General features: G+C 63.4%; 11 protein-coding genes. 5 read left to right on the top strand and 6 right to left on the bottom strand.

The window, feature by feature from the left end; genetic code table 11:
- Positions 1-82: 82 nt before the first annotated feature.
- Positions 83-1,099, top strand: a complete 1,017-nt coding sequence (pcaQ, locus tag AC1ECK_RS35010; RefSeq protein ID WP_480327580.1) for a pca operon transcription factor PcaQ — start codon at positions 83-85, stop codon at positions 1,097-1,099.
- Between the two features lie 304 nt (positions 1,100-1,403).
- Positions 1,404-2,522 (top strand): 4-hydroxyphenylpyruvate dioxygenase family protein, encoded by a 1,119-nt coding sequence (locus AC1ECK_RS35005; RefSeq protein WP_480327578.1) that lies wholly within the window; start codon positions 1,404-1,406, stop codon positions 2,520-2,522.
- Positions 2,523-2,585: 63 nt separating this feature from the next.
- On the opposite strand, the gene AC1ECK_RS35000 is transcribed toward AC1ECK_RS35005, so the two are convergent.
- Complete coding sequence (locus AC1ECK_RS35000) at positions 2,586-3,518, bottom strand: LysR substrate-binding domain-containing protein (protein ID WP_480327576.1); 933 nt, start codon at positions 3,516-3,518, stop codon at positions 2,586-2,588.
- 164 nt (positions 3,519-3,682) lie between these two features.
- Between AC1ECK_RS35000 and AC1ECK_RS34995 the strand changes: the two genes are divergently transcribed.
- Both AC1ECK_RS34995 and AC1ECK_RS34990 read left to right on the top strand, forming a co-directional pair.
- Positions 3,683-4,720, top strand: a complete 1,038-nt coding sequence (locus tag AC1ECK_RS34995) for a 2-oxoadipate dioxygenase/decarboxylase family protein (protein ID WP_480327574.1) — start codon at positions 3,683-3,685, stop codon at positions 4,718-4,720.
- 29 nt (positions 4,721-4,749) lie between these two features.
- The gene (locus AC1ECK_RS34990) at positions 4,750-7,812 is read left to right on the top strand and encodes an FAD-binding and (Fe-S)-binding domain-containing protein (protein WP_480327572.1); all 3,063 of its coding nucleotides are present in this window, start codon (positions 4,750-4,752) and stop codon (positions 7,810-7,812) included.
- A 73-nt stretch (positions 7,813-7,885) separates the two neighbouring features.
- Here AC1ECK_RS34990 and AC1ECK_RS34985 read toward each other — a convergent pair whose 3' ends face one another.
- Together AC1ECK_RS34985 and AC1ECK_RS34980 are read right to left on the bottom strand one after the other, a co-directional pair.
- Positions 7,886-8,512: a helix-turn-helix domain-containing protein gene (locus tag AC1ECK_RS34985; protein WP_480327570.1), complete on the bottom strand. Its 627-nt coding sequence runs from the start codon at positions 8,510-8,512 to the stop codon at positions 7,886-7,888.
- 176 nt (positions 8,513-8,688) lie between these two features.
- On the bottom strand, positions 8,689-9,693 hold the full coding sequence (locus AC1ECK_RS34980) for a helix-turn-helix transcriptional regulator (protein ID WP_480327568.1): 1,005 nt from the start codon (positions 9,691-9,693) through the stop codon (positions 8,689-8,691).
- Between the two features lie 187 nt (positions 9,694-9,880).
- Between AC1ECK_RS34980 and AC1ECK_RS34975 the strand changes: the two genes are divergently transcribed.
- Positions 9,881-10,678: a BPSS1780 family membrane protein gene (locus tag AC1ECK_RS34975; RefSeq protein WP_480327566.1), complete on the top strand. Its 798-nt coding sequence runs from the start codon at positions 9,881-9,883 to the stop codon at positions 10,676-10,678.
- Positions 10,679-10,712: 34 nt separating this feature from the next.
- Here AC1ECK_RS34975 and AC1ECK_RS34970 read toward each other — a convergent pair whose 3' ends face one another.
- The 3 genes from AC1ECK_RS34970 to rpoD all read right to left on the bottom strand — a co-directional run bounded on the left by AC1ECK_RS34970 (position 10,713) and on the right by rpoD (position 16,171).
- Positions 10,713-12,395, bottom strand: coding sequence for a glycoside hydrolase family 13 protein (locus tag AC1ECK_RS34970; RefSeq protein ID WP_480327564.1), 1,683 nt, complete (start codon positions 12,393-12,395; stop codon positions 10,713-10,715).
- Between the two features lie 333 nt (positions 12,396-12,728).
- Entirely contained in the window at positions 12,729-13,931 is a 1,203-nt protein-coding gene (locus tag AC1ECK_RS34965) for a hypothetical protein (protein ID WP_480327562.1), read from the bottom strand.
- A gap of 257 nt (positions 13,932-14,188) precedes the next feature.
- Positions 14,189-16,171 (bottom strand): RNA polymerase sigma factor RpoD, encoded by a 1,983-nt coding sequence (rpoD, locus tag AC1ECK_RS34960; RefSeq protein WP_480327560.1) that lies wholly within the window; start codon positions 16,169-16,171, stop codon positions 14,189-14,191.
- Positions 16,172-16,807 lie beyond the last annotated feature (636 nt).

Below are 16,807 nucleotides of genomic sequence, written 5' to 3'. Positions count from 1 at the left end.
ATGGCAGGGTATGCCGCGACTTTATCCAATCCAGGAAGTTATGAAAAATGACGTTTTCGCGCTTTTCGTATAACCTACCGTTATGCAACGAAGCCTTGCGGATAGCCGCGTCAAATTCCGTCATCTCCAGTGTTTTCTGGCCGTCGCGCAGTTTGGCAGTGTCCAGAAGGCGGCTGAGAGTCTGTCCATCACCCAGCCGGCGGTCTCCAAGACCGTGGCCGAGCTGGAGGCGATTCTTGGCGTCAGGCTGTTCGAGCGCGGCCGCCATGGCGCGGTGACCACGCGCGAGGGTCAGCTTTTCATGCCGCATGCCAGCGCCTGTGTCAGCGCGCTGCGCCAAGGCGTCGATCTGCTCGCACGCGCCGAGGGCGCGGCGTCGGCCACGCTGGAGATCGGCGTTCTGCCCACGGTCGCCGGCGCGCTGGTGCCGCCCGTCCTCAAGCTGTTCGCCGTGCAGTGGCCACGGGCGATCGTGCGCCTTGCCACCGGCGCCAATGCGGAATTGCTGGAGCGCCTGAAAGCCGGTTCGATTGAATTTGCGGTGGGGCGTCTGGCCGACCCCGAGCGCATGGTCGGACTCAGTTTCGAGCAGCTTTTCACCGAGCCGTTGGTTGCCGTGGTGCGCGCCGGACATCCGCTGGCGGCGAGCGCCGGCCTTCCCGCGGCGCTGCTCGAAGGTTTTACCGTGGTGGTGCCGCCGTTCGGCACGCTGATCCGGCAGTCCGCGGACAGTCTGCTGGCAGCGTGGGGTGTGCCGCCGCTGGCGGCGTTCGTGGAGGTGTTGTCGGTGTCGACGGGCCGGGCGCTGGCGCTCGAGAACGACGCGGTCTGGTTCGTGCCGCAAAGCGCCGTCGAATATGAGTTGGCCCACGGCGTACTCGTGCGTCTGCCGTTGCCGTTTGCCGGTACCGGCGAGCCAGTCGGCCTGGTGCGCCGTTCCGACACGCAGCCGTCCCCGGTAGGGATGGCGTTGATCGATGCGTTGCGCACGGTCGCGCGGCAGCGCATGGCGGCGTCTGCCGCGGCTGCGACGCCGGCCGGCGCTAGAGCCAAAGGCGCCAAAGCGAGGCCGTCGAAGGCTCGTCGCAAGCCGGGCTGAGCGGTCTCAGGTGCTAACAGGTCGCCCGGCGGACTCGCACGGCGCGGCGTGCCCGCTCGCTGCGTCAGCGGATGAACCATTCAGTACAAAATGCAGTTGCGGGCGGCCCCGTCCCCGGTGTACAAACACGGTGCGAAAGCGGGTGCCGTTTCACCTATCGCGTAGCATCCGCAAGGCGCTGCGAGGTTGCGCATTCGCGGCGGCCTGCGTAAAACATCAGCAAGAGCGTCGGAACGTATGAACAGCTTTGCATGGGACCAGAGTAACGTGCTAAAGCACGAACTCTGGTCGACAGGAGATTGCCATGCCCAACAATTTACCCACCCCGAGCGCCGCGATACAGGCCGCCGCGGACCCGGAGCACAATCCGCTCGGCACCGCTGGACTCGAGTTCGTGGAGTTCGCCGCGCGCGACCCGCAGGCGCTCGGCCAGACCTTCGAGCAACTCGGCTTCAAACCGATCGCGCGCCACATTAGCAAAGACGTGACCCTGTACCGCCAGGGCGAGATGAATTTCCTGCTCAATGCCGAGCCGGACTCGTTCGCCGCGCGCTACGCGGAGGAATACGGCGTGGGCATTTGCGCGATCGGCATTCGCGTGGCCGATGCCCCGCGCGCTTTCGAGCGGGCCATCGAACTCGGTGCGTGGGCCTTCGAAGGCGAGAAGGTCGGCAAGGGCGAGCTGGTGATCCCGGCTATTCAGGGCATCGGCGATTCGCACATCTACTTCGTCGACCGTTGGCGCGGCCGTGGTGGTCAGCGCGGCGGCCTCGGCGATATCTCGATCTTCGACATCGATTTCCGGCCCATCGAGATCGATACGGCCCACGCCGACCTGAGTCACGCCGGCACGGGTCTCGTCGCCATCGATCATCTGACGCAAACCGTCGGCGCGGGCCGGATGCAGGAGTGGCTCGATTTCTACCGCGATCTGCTCAACTTCCGCGAGATTCACGAACTGCACGCGAACTGGCATGTCTCCGCCGAATCGCGCGTGATGGTGTCGCCGTGCGGCGCGATCCGGATTCCGCTGTATGAGGAAGGCACGCGCCGTACGAACCTGATGCACGAGTATTTGCCGGATCATCCGGGCGAAGGGGTGCAGCATATCGCGCTCGCCACCGGCGATATCTTTGCCTGCGTCGAGCAACTGATGGCCAATGGCATTGAATTCGTCGAGCCGCCGCCGCGCTATTACGAGCAGATCGATGCGCGCCTGCCGGGTCATGGGCTCGATCTGGAGCGGCTCAAACGCTGCCGCGTTCTGGTGGACGGCGAGATAGGCGCGGACGGTGTGCCGCTGCTGTTTTTTCAGACTTTTGTGCGACGCCGCGCCGGCGAGATCTTCTTCGAGATCGTGCAGCGCAAAGGGCATCACGGCTTCGGCGAGGGCAACCTGAGTGCGCTGGCGCAGGCGCGTTGATGGTGAGCAGGGATGCAAGCAAAAGGAAGAGCGAAGGCCCAGGAAGGCCCGATGATTCGCCGCTCAGTCCTCGTCCGCCTCGTGCGCCAGCACCGGATTGGCTGCCCCATACAGCGCCGCCTGCCCCAGCAGCCATTCCCTGAAGCTTGCTAGCGGCCGGCCGTGGCTGAGTTCGGTGGGATAGACCAGGTAGTAAGCGGCTTCGGCGATCGCCGGCGCGTCGAACGGCACCACCAGCCCGAGCCGCTCGAGTTGCGCCTCCACGAAGAACCTCGGCACCAGGGCAATGCCAAGGCCCGCCGCTGCGCCGCTGATCAGCATCGTATGCAGTTCGTAGCGCACGCCCTGCATGGCGCGGTGATCCTCCACGCCGAGTTTCCCGAACCAGTTGGCCCAGCCGTCCGGGCGCGTCGTCGAGTGCAGCAGCGGGTAATCGAGCAGATCCGCCGGTGCGGGTACTGGCCGCTTCAGCAGGCTCGCCGCGCAGACCGGAATGACTTCTTCGCGGAACAGGAAGTCTGCGGAGGTGCCAGGCCAGGTGGGTTTGCCATAGTGGATGGCCGCCTCGAAGTGGGTCTCCGCAAACGGAAAGGTGCCGGTGCGCACCCCCAGGTTCACGCGCACGTCCGGATGGCGTGCGTTGAAGTCGGAGAGGCGCGGGATCAGCCAGTGCGAGGCGAAGGTGGGCAGGGCGGCCAGCTCCAGGTAGCCGCCGCCGCTGCCGTGCGCGATGATCGACAGCGTGTCGCGGTCGAGCCCTTCCAGCGCACGGGCTACCTGCGCGCTGTAGACCTTGCCTGCCTTGGTGAGCACGACGCGTTGCTTGACCCGCACGAACAGCCGCACGCCGAGATTGCCCTCTAGCGTCGCGATCTGGCGCGAGACCGCGCTCTCGGTCAGGAACAGCTCGCGCGCCGCGTGCGTAAAACTCTCATGGCGTGCCGCCGCCTCGAAAGCGAGCAGCGCGCCCATGCTGGGGATCTTGAACTTTCGCACGTTGATTCCGAAAACGCATCAAGTCTGAATATTATCTCGCTTTACGGCACCTGCGCGAATTCGAATAATGCGGGTCGAACGATGCCGGGTTTGCGTCCTGACGCACGCCTGGCGGCTCCCCACTGATGCGCCGGCTCCCGCAGCCCGACCTCCCGAGAAAGATCATGCAGACCCTCCGCAATGCGAATGTCGAACAATTGCTCCTGAAGCTGATAGGCGCCGAGAAGACCGCGGCGCTCTTCAGAACGCTGAATCATCCGCACGTTCTCAATGAATGGGAAGCGGGCGTGGTCACCCGCGCCGAACTCGCGCAAGCGATGAACATGGTCCTGTTCGAAGACCTGCTGGCGCGTTCGGCGAATGGCCGGGCTTACACCGAGGATGCACTCGCGGCCGGCGGCAGCGTGTACTTCGATCACGGCGCGCTGCGCACGGTGCGCTGGCCGGCGAGCGGCGCGCTGCCGCCCGGCGAAGCCGCTTTCGCGCGCATCCTGCGCCCGCTCGGCTTTCGCATCAACGGCCGCTACCCGCTTGACCGTCTCGGTATGACGGGGCGCGCGTGGGCGCATGAGGATGCGCCCGATGAAATCGCCCAGTTCTTCGTCAGCGAACTGCATCCGGAGCGCTTTTCCGCCGCGTTCCAGCAGGCTGTGACGAATGTGATTGGCGCTTCGCGTGATCCGTTGACGCCGGTGGCCACGGCGCATCTGTGGGAACTGGAGCGCGAAGGCGTATTGCCGCTCGATGCGGCGCATGAATTGCTGCCGGTGATCGTCGGCGCGTTTGCGCGCCAACACGAGATTCCCCGTGAGGCAGATTACGAAGCGTTGTTGAAGGAGTCGGCGGAAATGGCGTGGATCGCCACCGAGGGCAACGCGTTCAATCATGCGACGGATCGCGTCGCGGACGTGTTCCAGCTTGCGGATGACGAAAAGGCCAAGGGCCGTCCGATGAAACCCGAAGTCGAGCGTTCGCGCTCGGGCCGGGTGTTCCAGACTGCCTACCGGGCCGATCTCGTGAAGCGCGAATTTCGCGCGGCCGATGGCAGCACGGTGACGCGCGAGGTGCCGGGCTCGTTCTACGAGTTCATCACCCGCAAGCGTACGTTCGACCAGGACTCGCGTCGCTGGGAAACGGATCTGCGTTTCGATGCAGGCAATGCCCAGGGAATCTTCAAGATGACGGCCGGTCAGGCTGCCTGAAAAGGTTGATGCAAAAGGTCCACGCAAGCATGGCGCAATCACACAGTGCGAACCCAACCACGATCGGCGTGCGGGCCGAAGACCGCCGTGTTGCTACGCCGTTTCGCGGCACCGCCGCCGTCATGCGGGCGCTCGAAGCCGATTTGCGGCAACACGTGCGCGGCGAAGTGCGTTTCGATCAGGCGTCGAAGGCGCTGTACGCATCGGATGCTTCGAACTACCGGCAGGTGCCGCTCGCAGTCGTGGTGCCCGCCGATGTCGACGATCTGGTCGCCACCGTCGCAGCGTGCCGCCGCAATGACGTGCCGTTCCTGCCGCGTGGCGGCGGGACGTCGCAGAACGGTCAGTGCGTGAACGTGGCGGTGGTCGCGGATGCGAGCAAGTACGTCAATCGTGTCGTCTTCGTGGACCCTGCGGCGCGCACCGCGATCGTCGAACCGGGCGTGGTCTGCGACACGCTGCGCGACGCTGCGGAACAGCACGGTTTGACCTTCGCCCCTGATCCCGCTACGCATAGCCGTTGCACGCTCGGCGGCATGATCGCCAACAATTCGTGTGGTGCGCATTCGGTGATGGCCGGCAAGACGGTCGAGAACATCGAGGCGCTCGAAATCGTCACTTACGACGGCGCACGTTTCTGGGTCGGTCCGACCACAGATGACGAACTCGAACGCATCATCGCCGCCGGCGGCTGCCAAGGCGAGATTTACGCCGCGCTCAAAGCGCTGCGCGATACCTATGTCGACCTGATCCGCGCAAAATTCCCGCAGATCAAGCGGCGTGTGTCGGGCTTCAATCTCGACCAGTTGTTGCCGGAGAATGGCTTTAACGTCGCGCGTGCGCTGGTCGGCACCGAAGGCACGTGTGCCGTTACCTTGCAGGCGAAAGTGCGGCTCGTGAAGAGCCCGGCTAAACGCGTGCTGCTGGTGCTCGGCTTTGCCGATATTTTTACCGCAGCCGATGCGGTGCCGCACTTCATGCGTTGCGGGCCGATCGCCATCGAGGGGCTCGACCGCGCGATCATTCGTGGCCTGCAGGCGCGTGGCCTCAAAAAGGAGGAGATCGCGTTGCTGCCCGCCGGCGACGCGTGGGTGGTGCTCGAATTCGGCGCCGATACGCACGCCGACGCCGTGCTTCAGGCCCGCGCGGCGGCTGCCCATTTCGAATCGGGCGCAGCGGGGCCGGACGTTTCAATGATGCTCGTCGAAGAACGGGCGTTGCAGGCGAAGGTGTGGTCGATTCGCGAAACCGGCGCATCGGCGGTGGCGCTCTCAGTCGATCCTGCGCGCCCCGATCCGGTGGTGGGCTGGGAGGACGCAGCCGTCGATCCCCTGCGGCTCGGCGACTACCTGCGCGCGTTTCAGGCGATGGTCGACCGGTACGGCTATGAAACGAGTTTGTATGGCCACTTCGGCGACGGTTGCGTGCACGCTCGCATCACCTTCGATCTGCGCACGGCGGAAGGCATCGCGACATGGCGCCGCTTTTTGCGCGAGGCGGCGGAACTGGTGGTCGAGTTCGGCGGCTCGCTGTCCGGCGAGCACGGCGACGGCCAGGCGAAAGCCGAGTTCCTGCCGATCATGTACGGCCCGGAGTTGATGACGGCCATGGAGCGGTTCAAGGCGATCTGGGATCCGTCTAACCGGCTCAATCCCGGCAAGGTCGTGCATGCTTACCGCGCCGACGAAAATCTGCGCATGGGACCGGCGTACCGGCCGGTGACGCTGCAAACCAGGCTGAGCTTTGCGAGTCAGGAGGGCGATGGTTTTCAACGCGCGGTGGAACGTTGTATTGGCATGGGCAAATGCCGCTCGCTCGAAGGCGGGACCATGTGTCCCAGCTACCGGGCCACGCGCGAAGAGACGTTTTCGACGCGCGGCCGTGCGCATCTGTTCTGGGAAATGCTGCAAGGCGAAGTGATTACCGACGGTTGGCGAAGCCGCGAAGTCAAGGAAGCGCTCGACACCTGTCTTGCCTGCAAGGGTTGCAAGTCCGACTGTCCGACGCATACGGACATGGCATCGTACAAAGCGGAATTTCTTTCGCATTACTATGAAACGCATCGCCGGCCACGCCAGGCGATGTTCATGGGCCGCATCGGCGAATGGGCGCCGCTCGCCGCGCGCTTTCCGCGTTTGATCAATTTTGTAACCTCGGCGCCGGGCCTCGCGCCGCTTGGCAAGTGGCTTGCGGGGGTGGCGCAGGCACGTGAATTGCCGAAGTTTGCGAAGCAGACGTACCGGCAAATTGCGCGGGGTTCGGTGGGCCGTGCGGCACCTAATCCGGCCGCGGCTAAGCCGGCTGCACCTATGCAGGCCGCGCCCAAACTCATCCTCTGGGTGGACACGTTTAGCGATCACTTCTCGCCGGAAATCGCCGAGGCCGCCGCCGATGTGCTCACCCAACTGGGCTGGCACGTCGTGTTGCCCAGAAAGCGTTTGTGCTGCGGCCGACCGCTCTACGATTTCGGTCTGCTGGAGCGTGCGCGTGAACTGCTCGTGAATGTCCTTGACGATCTCAAAGACGAGATCGCCGCAGGCGTGCCGATGGTCGGTCTCGAACCCGGTTGCCTCTCGGTCTTCAAGGACGAACTGCTGAAGCAGCTACCCGATCACGCGCTGGCGAGGCGCCTCTCGGCGCAGACCTTCCTGTTCTCGGATTTCGTGGTGCGCGAACCGTTCGACTGGCCCAGGCTCGACGCCGAGGTGGTGGTGCACGGCCATTGCCATCAGAAGGCGCTGTTTGGCATGCAAGGCGACACGGCGCTGCTGGAGAAGTTAGGCGTGAAATGGAAGCTGCTCGACACCGGATGCTGCGGCATGGCGGGTTCGTTCGGCTTTAACGTGGAGCACCACGCACTCTCGGAGAAGATCGGTGAAGACAAGCTGTTTCCGGCGATTCGCGGCGCAGCGCCGCAAACCATCGTACTGACCAACGGTTTCAGTTGTCGCGAGCAGATCGAACATGGGACCGGGCGTCGTGCGCTGCATATTGCACAACTGGCGCAGCGCGCGTTGGCGGCGCAAGGTGTCGCGCCGGGTGCGGCGCAAGCGGGCAGCGAGGCTGCCGCGGCAGCGAACCCGGCGGTGTAGCCCGCCACCAGGTAAAGCGACGACACGTGCCGCGCTGTGCCTGCCCGTGATGGGCTTGTACGGGCTGCGCCGCTTACTTCTTCGTCGAATCGGCCGGAGCTTGTGGAATATCCGCACTCGTGGCCATCCACAACACCTCGGCATCTTCGTCGCTGGTGGAGACCGCCGCGTGGCCCGTGCGGCTATCGAAGTAGATGCTGTCGCCCGCGTTCAGATGCGTCGGGGCATACAACTCGGAGTACAGGCACACGCTGCCGCTGATTACGTACAGGAATTCCTCGCCTTCGTGCCGGCCCCAGTCGTCGAATGCATCGAGCGTGTGGGCGGAGATGCGGATGCGAAACGGCAGCATTGCCTTGTGCGCGAGGTCGGTGGCGAGCAGCTCCATCTGGTAGCCGCGATACGCGTGGCGCTGCCCTGCATCCTTGCGGGTCAGCGCGCGGCGGCCGCTGGCGCTGACTTTCGGCGTCGAGCCGAACAGTTCGCCGATTTCGATCTTCAGACCGAGCACGATTTTTTGCAGCACGTCGAAAGTCGGCGACATCAAGCCGTTTTCCACTTTCGACAAGGTCGAGCGCGACACGCCGCACAGGCGGCTCGCCGTCTCCAGCGTCAGATCCTGCGCCTGGCGCGCGGCGCGCACGCGTCGGCCAAGATCCGAGGTGGAGGGCTCGGCGGGTTTGGTGAGATGGGTATCCATGGGGTGTAGAGCTATAAGCGCGCCGCAGGGCGTGCAATGTTTCCGATCATAACATTGGGCGGCCGGGCAGTGCCTCAACGAGGCTTTTCCCTAGCTGTTTGCTGTATGGCCACGTGGCGAGTGAGCGGATTTCGTGGAACGAGGCCGGGTTTTTCTCATCGGAAACCTGGCGTTTTTCATCGTCTCCGAATCTTGCCGACGGCGTGCAGCTTGTCTGGACTGGAACGTTCTAACGCCTGGTGGAGGCGAGCGTTCATGCCTTGCAAGAACTCCAGAAGTTCGGGAGGCTCCAGGACGTCGAACTCGACTTCCAGCGTGCACAGCCAGGAGGCGATCGTATGGACGGAGCTTGCTCCGGTATGCACTATGCAGCGCCGCGCATCGAGCGGCGCCAACTGGCCGACGAGTGGGCCGATGCGTTGGGCAAGCGCTTGCATCGGCGCGTAAAGGATCACTTTGGCGCGCACCGCGTAGGCCGACGTGGAAATCGAACGCGCGACGTATGCAGCGAGATCACCCTTGTCCGGCCCGATCCGCGGCTCGAAACGTGGCCCGGTCGAAACCGGCGGGACAACCCGGTCGATGCGGAACGTGCGCCAGTCCGCCCGGCCGCGGTCCCAGGCGACGAGGTACCAGCGTGATTCCGCGTTGACAAGGCCTTGAGGCTCGACCGTGCGCTGGCTCACCTTGGCTTGGCCATCCGTGTAGCGAAATTGCAATTCCTCGCGGTCTGCACATGCGCCGGCAAGCGCGGCCAGCACGGCTGGATCCACTTTGGGGCCTGCTTGGGCCAACTTCTGGATAGATGCGAAGAACGTCCTTGCCTTGCGGTTATGCCTTGGAGGCATCAAATGTTCGAGCTTGACGAGGGCGGAGAGTGCCGACTCTTCAACTCCCTGCACGCCGCTGGCGGCAAGCGTCCGCAGCGCCAGCGAGACAGCGAGCGCTTCGTCTTCCTCGAAAAGCAACGGCGGCAAGGTTGTCCCCGCCTCCAGGCAATAACCCCCATCGGGCCCCGGCGTCGCGCTGATCCGGTAGCCCAGACCCCGCAAGTGGTCGACGTCGCGTCGCACGGTCCGTTCAGTGACGCCAAGGCGCTCGGCCAGCACGGCACCATGCCACGACTGGGAGCTCCTGAGCATGCCCAGCAGACGCAGCAACCTTGGGGAGTTTTGCAACATTCGGCGTCGGCCTCTGTAGATGCGGACAACCTTTGTCCGCAATGTTACGTAGATTAGCAGTAACAGCAGGCCAGTCCGATTTCATGCGTGCCAGGAAAAGCAGCGGTAGTAAGCGAACGCAGAGGTATCGGATGTCTTGTTAGTAGGAGTGCGAATAGTTATTTCAGCTTTCACTGAGGAAACTGTCATGAACATCGATTATCCGAGCAGCGTTTCCAGGGAAACCCGTCTCCATCGTGTGCCGGCACTGCCTTTTCCCGGTGGAAGAGAGGTCAACCCCCAGCGTATTGCCGACTGGTTCGCGAGCGGCGCGCGTGCGGCGAGCCGGCAGCCTGTGCTGTGGCTGAGCGTGTTGCTGTTGTGCGCCGATTTCGCGACCCTGCTGGGGTTCCTGCCGTTGTTGCGACCGCTCGCGCTGTTGCTGGCGCCGCTCGTGGTGGGCGGGCTGATGTTCGTGCAGGACGGCGCCGGCAAGGGCCAGCCGGTGTCGCTGCAAGAGACGTTCGCGGCGCTGGCGCAGCGCAGCAATGCGCTGTGCGTGATCGGGCTGTACGGCGCGGCGATTGTCGTCATCGGCTATGTGGTCCTGCTGGCGACGTTCCATGTCTCGCTGAACGCCTCGGTCACGGCAAGCGGCGTGCATAACGTGTCGATCAGCTACGGCGGCGACCACGGCGTGCGCGGCGTGCTCGAATCGTTGCTCGGCATGTCGATCTTCGCGGTTGCGATGGCTTCAGTTTGCTTCGCGCCGGCGCTTGTGGTGCTGCACGACATGACGCCGCACGATGCGATGATGGCGAGCCTGAGCGGTGCCGCGCGCAACTGGCCAGTGATGATGACGTACTTCGCAGCGCTGACGGTAGCTGCGCTGTTTGCCGCCATAGTTCCGCTGACGCTGCGTGCCCTGGTGCTGAACCCGCTGTTGACGGCCGTGCCGCTGCTGTCGATCTACGGCGCTTACCGTGACGTGTTCGTGGATCGTTGAGCGGTTGCGGACCCGATCACCGGCGCCGCGGTGCTCAGTTCACGCGTAGCCACACCCCCGTATTGCCGGGCAATTGACCCGTTGCGCTCAACTGCTCGTTCAACGGTTCGCTAGCGACGAGCAGCGTTCCTGCAGGAAGCGTAACGGGTTTCATGCCCAGATTGATCACCACGCGCAACTGGCCGTTGTCGAAGCTCAGAACTTCTGGGGTGCCGGCAGCGTGCCAGTGCAACTGTCCGGCACCGAGCCTATAGTCGTGTCGCAGGTGTAGAAGCCGCCGGTACAGTTCCAGGGTCGAGCCGCTCACGCCGTCCTGACGATCCGCCGCATAGCGCGCGAAATTGTCCGGTTGCGGCAGCCAGCTTTTCTCGCTCGGGCCGAAGCCCAAGGAGGGCGCATCGGCCTTCCAGGGCAGTGGCACACGGCAGCCGTCGCGGCCGATTTCAGCGCCATGCGTGCGGAAAAACGCCGGATCCTGACGATAGCGTGCCTCCAGCGTGGTGTGCTCCGGCAAGCCCAGTTCTTCGCCCTGGTAGAGGTAAGCCGACCCCGGCAGCGCGAGCGTGAGCAAGGCGGCCGCACGGGCGCGGCGCAGCCCCAGGGCTTCGTTGGGCTGCTCGCCGTGCGCGTCGATGCCTTTCGGGCGGGCGCCTGGCTTGCGCAGGCCATAGCGCGACGTATGGCGCACGGAGTCGTGGTTGGACATGACCCAGGTCGTGGGGGCGCCGACCGCAGCCGAGGCGGCCAGCGAGCTGTCGATCACCGCACGCAGTTCAGCGGCGTCCCAGTGTGCGAGCAGATAGTCGAAATTGAACGCCTGCTGCATTTCGTCGGGACGAATGTAGCGGGCGAGCCGCGACTGCGGCGCAATCCAGGCTTCGGCCACCATCATCCGCTCGCCGGGGTAGGCGTCCAGCACGCGGCGCCAGCTCCGGTAGATCTCATGTACGCCGTCCTGGTCCCACATCGGTCCCGCGTTGCCGCCGCTGTCCTCCGCGCCCTCCATCATCGCGGCTTGACCGTTCCAGTCCGGCAACCCCGGCGCCTTGACGAGACCGTGCGCCACGTCGACACGAAAACCATCCACACCGCGCTCCAGCCAGAAGCGCAGCACGTCCTCGAATTCCGCGCGGACCTCGGGGTGATCCCAGTTCAGGTCCGGCTGCTTGCGGTCGAACAGATGCAGATACCACTGCGGGTCTCCCGGCGCTCGCGACCAGGCGTTGCCGCCGAACACGCTTTGCCAGTTGTTGGGCGGCAGTTCGCCGCGCGCGCCCTTGCCGTCGCGAAACAGGTAGCGCGCCCGTTCCGCGCTGCCGGGCGGCGACTTCAGCGCCGCCTGGAACCACGCGTGTTCGTCGGAGGTGTGATTGGGCACCAGGTCGACGATGATCTTCATGCCTAGCGCGTGGGCCCCGTGCAGCATGCGGTCGAAGTCGTCCAGCGTGCCGAATAGCGGATCGACGACGCGGTAGTCGGCCACGTCGTAGCCGGCGTCGGCCTGGGGGGAGCGATAGAACGGGGAGAGCCAGATTGCGTCGATGCCAAGGCGCGCCAGGTACGGCAGCTTCGCGGCGATGCCGGGTAGATCGCCGATACCGTCACCGTCCGAGTCGGCGAAAGAGCGTGGATAGATTTGATAGATCACAGCGCTGCGCCACCACTCGAGGCCGGCTTGGGCATCAGTGGCGGCATATTCTCTCGTGCGCACATTCATGTTGTTTACCTCTTGTAAGTCTGCCCGGACGGGGCGTTGACTTCCGCCCCGGATCGGCAGGAGGACAAGGCGCCAGGTGGGCAACGGCATTGCGATGCCGCAACCGCCAACGGTGAACCCCGACGAGGAGCCGGCATGCAGCGGATGCAGGCCGGCGCGCAACCCTGATTATGAGGCCGGGTTGGCCGATGTCGCGTGATTGGTTAACTCACGAAATTCGCGAAGGCGGGATTCTCGCGGGCTTCCTTGGCCCAGCTCGGCGCGGTCCGAAGGCGGCGGGGGATACGAGGTCTTCTCGTCGTCGGCGGTCGTGCCGTTCGGGGAAGATCCTGATCACGGGTGCAGTGCCACTGCCAATGTCTTGTGTGTGGTGTCCTGGGTCCAGGTCCCGGTTACGTTGCCGTCAGCCTGACGCTTCAACACGAAGTGTGCGTCCGGCCCGTGTTCAGGAGACTCGCGCAAGCGCACCGTGCCGTCCGCTTCCGCTGCGCCGGTCAACTCGATGTACCTGGCGAACTTGTCGTAGAAGTAGCCGTTGCTCGCCGGCGTTCCGTAGACCAGGGTAATCGGATAGTGGCCGTCCAGCGTGCCGTGCAGGATTCCCCACGATGGATCGGGGTGTGGATTCACGCAATCGGTACGCTGGTCGATCAGCAGACAACGTCCGTAATCGCTCAGAAGACTAGCCAGCGCCTGCAAACGATAGGTCGTGACGATCGGCCCGTAATCTTCTGTTGTCGCCTGGTCGTAGTGCGACAGTGCGCAATCGCGGCTTAGCGAGAGCGTGTCCCTGGTGAGCGAGAAGTCGGTGGCTCTCAGGTTTTCCGTGACCAGATCGGAGCGGCATGCGCTAAAGATTCGATGTATGTCGGTGTTTTGATCGGCATCGGATGGCGGATTCGCCGGCTTCGCAGCGAGTTTGGCCAGGTAGCCGTCCACCGCTTTCAGGCGTGTTGTGCGAACCTGCTGCGCGAACTTCGCGAGACCTTGGGGGCTGAACAGATCCGTCAAGGTGAGCGGATTGCCGGACTGGGCGTCGAAGTTATATTGGACATCGAACATGTTGACCGACGCGGAATCGTACTCGCCATTGATGGACAGCGATAAGTAGCTACGCGTATTGGCGTTCACCGAGTAGTCGAGCGACGAGATGCCCGGCGGCGAGTCGCCTTTCATCTCGATGTCTTCGAAGGGACTCTTCTGGTAACGCCCCGGCAGCTTTTGCAGTTGAGATACCTGCAGCCATGTGTTGATGCGTTGGTCGGCTTGCTCGCTGCCGCCGGTGACAAGCGGGAATTTGAGCGAGGTATCGTCGTCGCTTTTGGCATGCGGCGTGGCGAGAGGCACGACGTGTAATTGAGCGAAGGCGCCAAGTGGCAGCGCTAATGCGCAGAGGACTGCGGCTGTGCGCAGCCGCTCGAAGATCGCGCGCCGGAGGCATCCCGGCATGGTGCGGGAAACGGTTGTGATGGTTGGGAGCGCGAACACCGTACGGATGCTTTTGCTGGATAGCCGATTCGTTAAATGTTTCAGCATTCGCAGCTCCTCACGGTTTTCTGCGGGCCGTGGCTAAGGTCGATTCGTGGATGGAATACCGGTGTGCCATGCCATCTGTCGCGCGGAGCGATTTTGCTTTCTGCTGCGGATCGACTTCGGCTTGCGCGGTTTCGATTCTGGCACGTTGCTGCGAGGAAATCAGGGGCTTACTGCTGGAAGGAAATCTCGGCAAGTCAATGGAAGCCTGCTCCATAGAAAAAGGGCTCTGGTTGTTTGAAACCAGAACCCTTTCTAACTTACCGGTCGAGGAACGACTTCAGTCGATCCGCACGGCTAGGATGCATCAGCTTGCGCATCGCCTTGCTTTCGATCTGGCGAATCCGTTCGCGGGTGACGTCGAATTGCTTGCCGACTTCTTCGAGCGTATGGTCCGACTTCGTGTCGATGCCATAGCGCATGCGCAGTACCTTCGCTTCGCGTGGTGACAGCGAATCGAGCGCGTCGTCGATGGCGATCCGCAGGTCGGCCTGCACCGCAGCTTCCGCCGGCGACGTGGCCGAGGAGTCTTCGATCATGTCGCCCAGCGTGGCGTCGCCGTCTTCGCCCATCGGCGTTTCCATCGAAACCGGCTGGCGAGCGATCTTCAGGATGCTGCGAACCTTCTCTTCAGACAGATCCATGCGTTCGGCCAGCACGGACGGATGAGCTTCCTGGCCGGTCTGCTGCAGGATTTCGCGCGAAATGCGGTTCAGCTTGTTGATCGTCTCGATCATGTGCACCGGCACGCGAATCGTACGGGCCTGATCCGCCAGCGAACGCGTCACGGCCTGGCGTACCCACCACGTCGCATAGGTGGAGAACTTCCAGCCGCGGCGATATTCGAACTTGTCGACCGCTTTCATCAGGCCGATATTGCCTTCCTGAATCAGATCCAGGAACTGCATGCCGCGGTTGACGTATTTCTTCGCGATCGAGATCACGAGACGCAGATTCGCCTCGATCATTTCGCCCTTCGCCTTGCGCATCTTCGCTTCGGCGGCGACCATCTTGCGGTTGATTTCCTTCAACTGCTTCAGCGGCAGCGCAACAGTCGCTTCGATGGCGATCAGCTTTTGCTGCTCAGCCTGGATCGCCGGCAGGTTACGCTCCAGCGCGGCGCCGAATTCCTTCGACGTCGCCGCCATGCGCATGGTCCAGCCGAGGTCGGTTTCATGGCCCGGGAACGACTCGATGAACAGATCGCGCGGCATGCTGCTCTTTTCCAGCACGATTTGCTGCAAGCGCCGCTCGATCGCGCGAACCTGCGTGACCTGATGGTGCACGTCGCCGCAGAGGCGGTCGATCGTGCGTGCGGTGAAGCGCAGTGCCGCGAGTTCTTGCTGGATGTCCTGGCGTGCGCGCAGATGCGCTTCCGAGGAGCTGGCGTCGTTTGCGTGAAGCGAGCTGACTTCTTCGAAGCGGGTACGCACGCGAGCGAAAATCTCGAGGCAGTCGGCCGTCAGCTTTTTCAGGCGCGCTTCGTCCACAGCGCTCGAGTCCGCGGCGATGTCGTCGTCGCCGTCGGCATCGTCGTCGGCAGCTTCGGCGTCGAGATCCGCTGCGGCGTCGACGCTGTCGTCGGCAACTTCTTCCGAAGCCGTATTTTCGTTCAGGCCATCGACGAGTTCGTCGATGCGCAGCTCACCGGCCGCGACCTGATCCGCGCTGGCCAGAATGGCCGACACGGCGGACGGGCATGCTGCAATCGCCTGAACCATCTCATGCAGACCATCTTCGATGCGCTTGGCAATCGCGATTTCGCCGGCACGGGTCAGCAGTTCCGTTGCACCCATTTCGCGCATATACATGCGCACGGGGTCGGTGGTGCGGCCAAACTCGGAGTCGACCGTCGACAGCGCGACTTCGGCTTCTTCGTCGGCCTGGTCGTCGGAGACGACCGGCGAGTTGGCGTTCAGCAGCAGCGCTTCGGCATCGGGAGCCGTCTCGTAGACAGCCACACCCATGTCGTTGAAGGTCGCGACGATGGTTTCCATCGCTGCGGTTTGCGCGAAATTGTCGGGCAGGTGATCGTTGATCTGCGCGTGCGTGAGGTAGCCGCGTTCTTTGCCCAACTGGATCAGCGCGCGCATTTGGCGTTGCTGTTCTTCGACTTGCTGCGACGTTTCGGCAGCAACCGGGATCGCTTTACCCGCGCCCTTACCTTTGGCAGTTCGCCCGGCAGGGGCCTTGATTGAGTATCCGGCGTTGTCTCCGGAATCATCCCGATCGAAAGGGTTCAATGTCTTCTCCTCGAAGGCTTCGCTATGAGGCGCAAGACGCGTCGCTCAGGCGTTTCGGCTAGGCCGCAACATCACCTGAGTGATACATGCGGCTGGTTTGTCTATGCTCGCAAAGAGCGAAAAGATTGGCCCGCTCGAAGCGGGCCCATAGAGGCGCGCGAAATTCGCGCGGCCAGCGATTATATACGAACTTGAGGGCGAACTCTCCTCAACTGCGAGATATATGTTGAGGAAAGGTCAAGTGGTGCACGCCCTAGGGGCAGATCGTCCACGATGATGCATTCCTGCCCGGCGCGCCGTCCTCTCTGTTGCTCCTCTATAGCTCCTCTATATGTAGGGGCGACTTTGGTGCACGCAAGGTGTCGCCGGGAGGTGCGTAAGGAATCCGGCATGCTTGCGGCAACGATCGCCGCGTCTCGTGAAGGGGCGCTGCATCCCTTCCTCTTCCTCTCATAGATATGAGAAGAGGTACACGCGACCTTCGTCTTCATCAACGCAGTGAGCGTCACGAGCGTTGACTTCTACATGCTCGCAAACTTTTTTCACGAATGCGCTTGACGTGTCTGAGGCGGCATCGCATAATTCGCCTCCCGTTTGATGACGGACGCGAAGAAAGCAGAGCTTCCGAGCGAGAGT

The sequence above is a fragment of the Paraburkholderia sp. SSBN10T genome (assembly GCF_056619545.1).
Note: the sequence above shows the minus strand (reverse complement) of the source record. Positions and strands in the feature narration are given on the sequence as shown.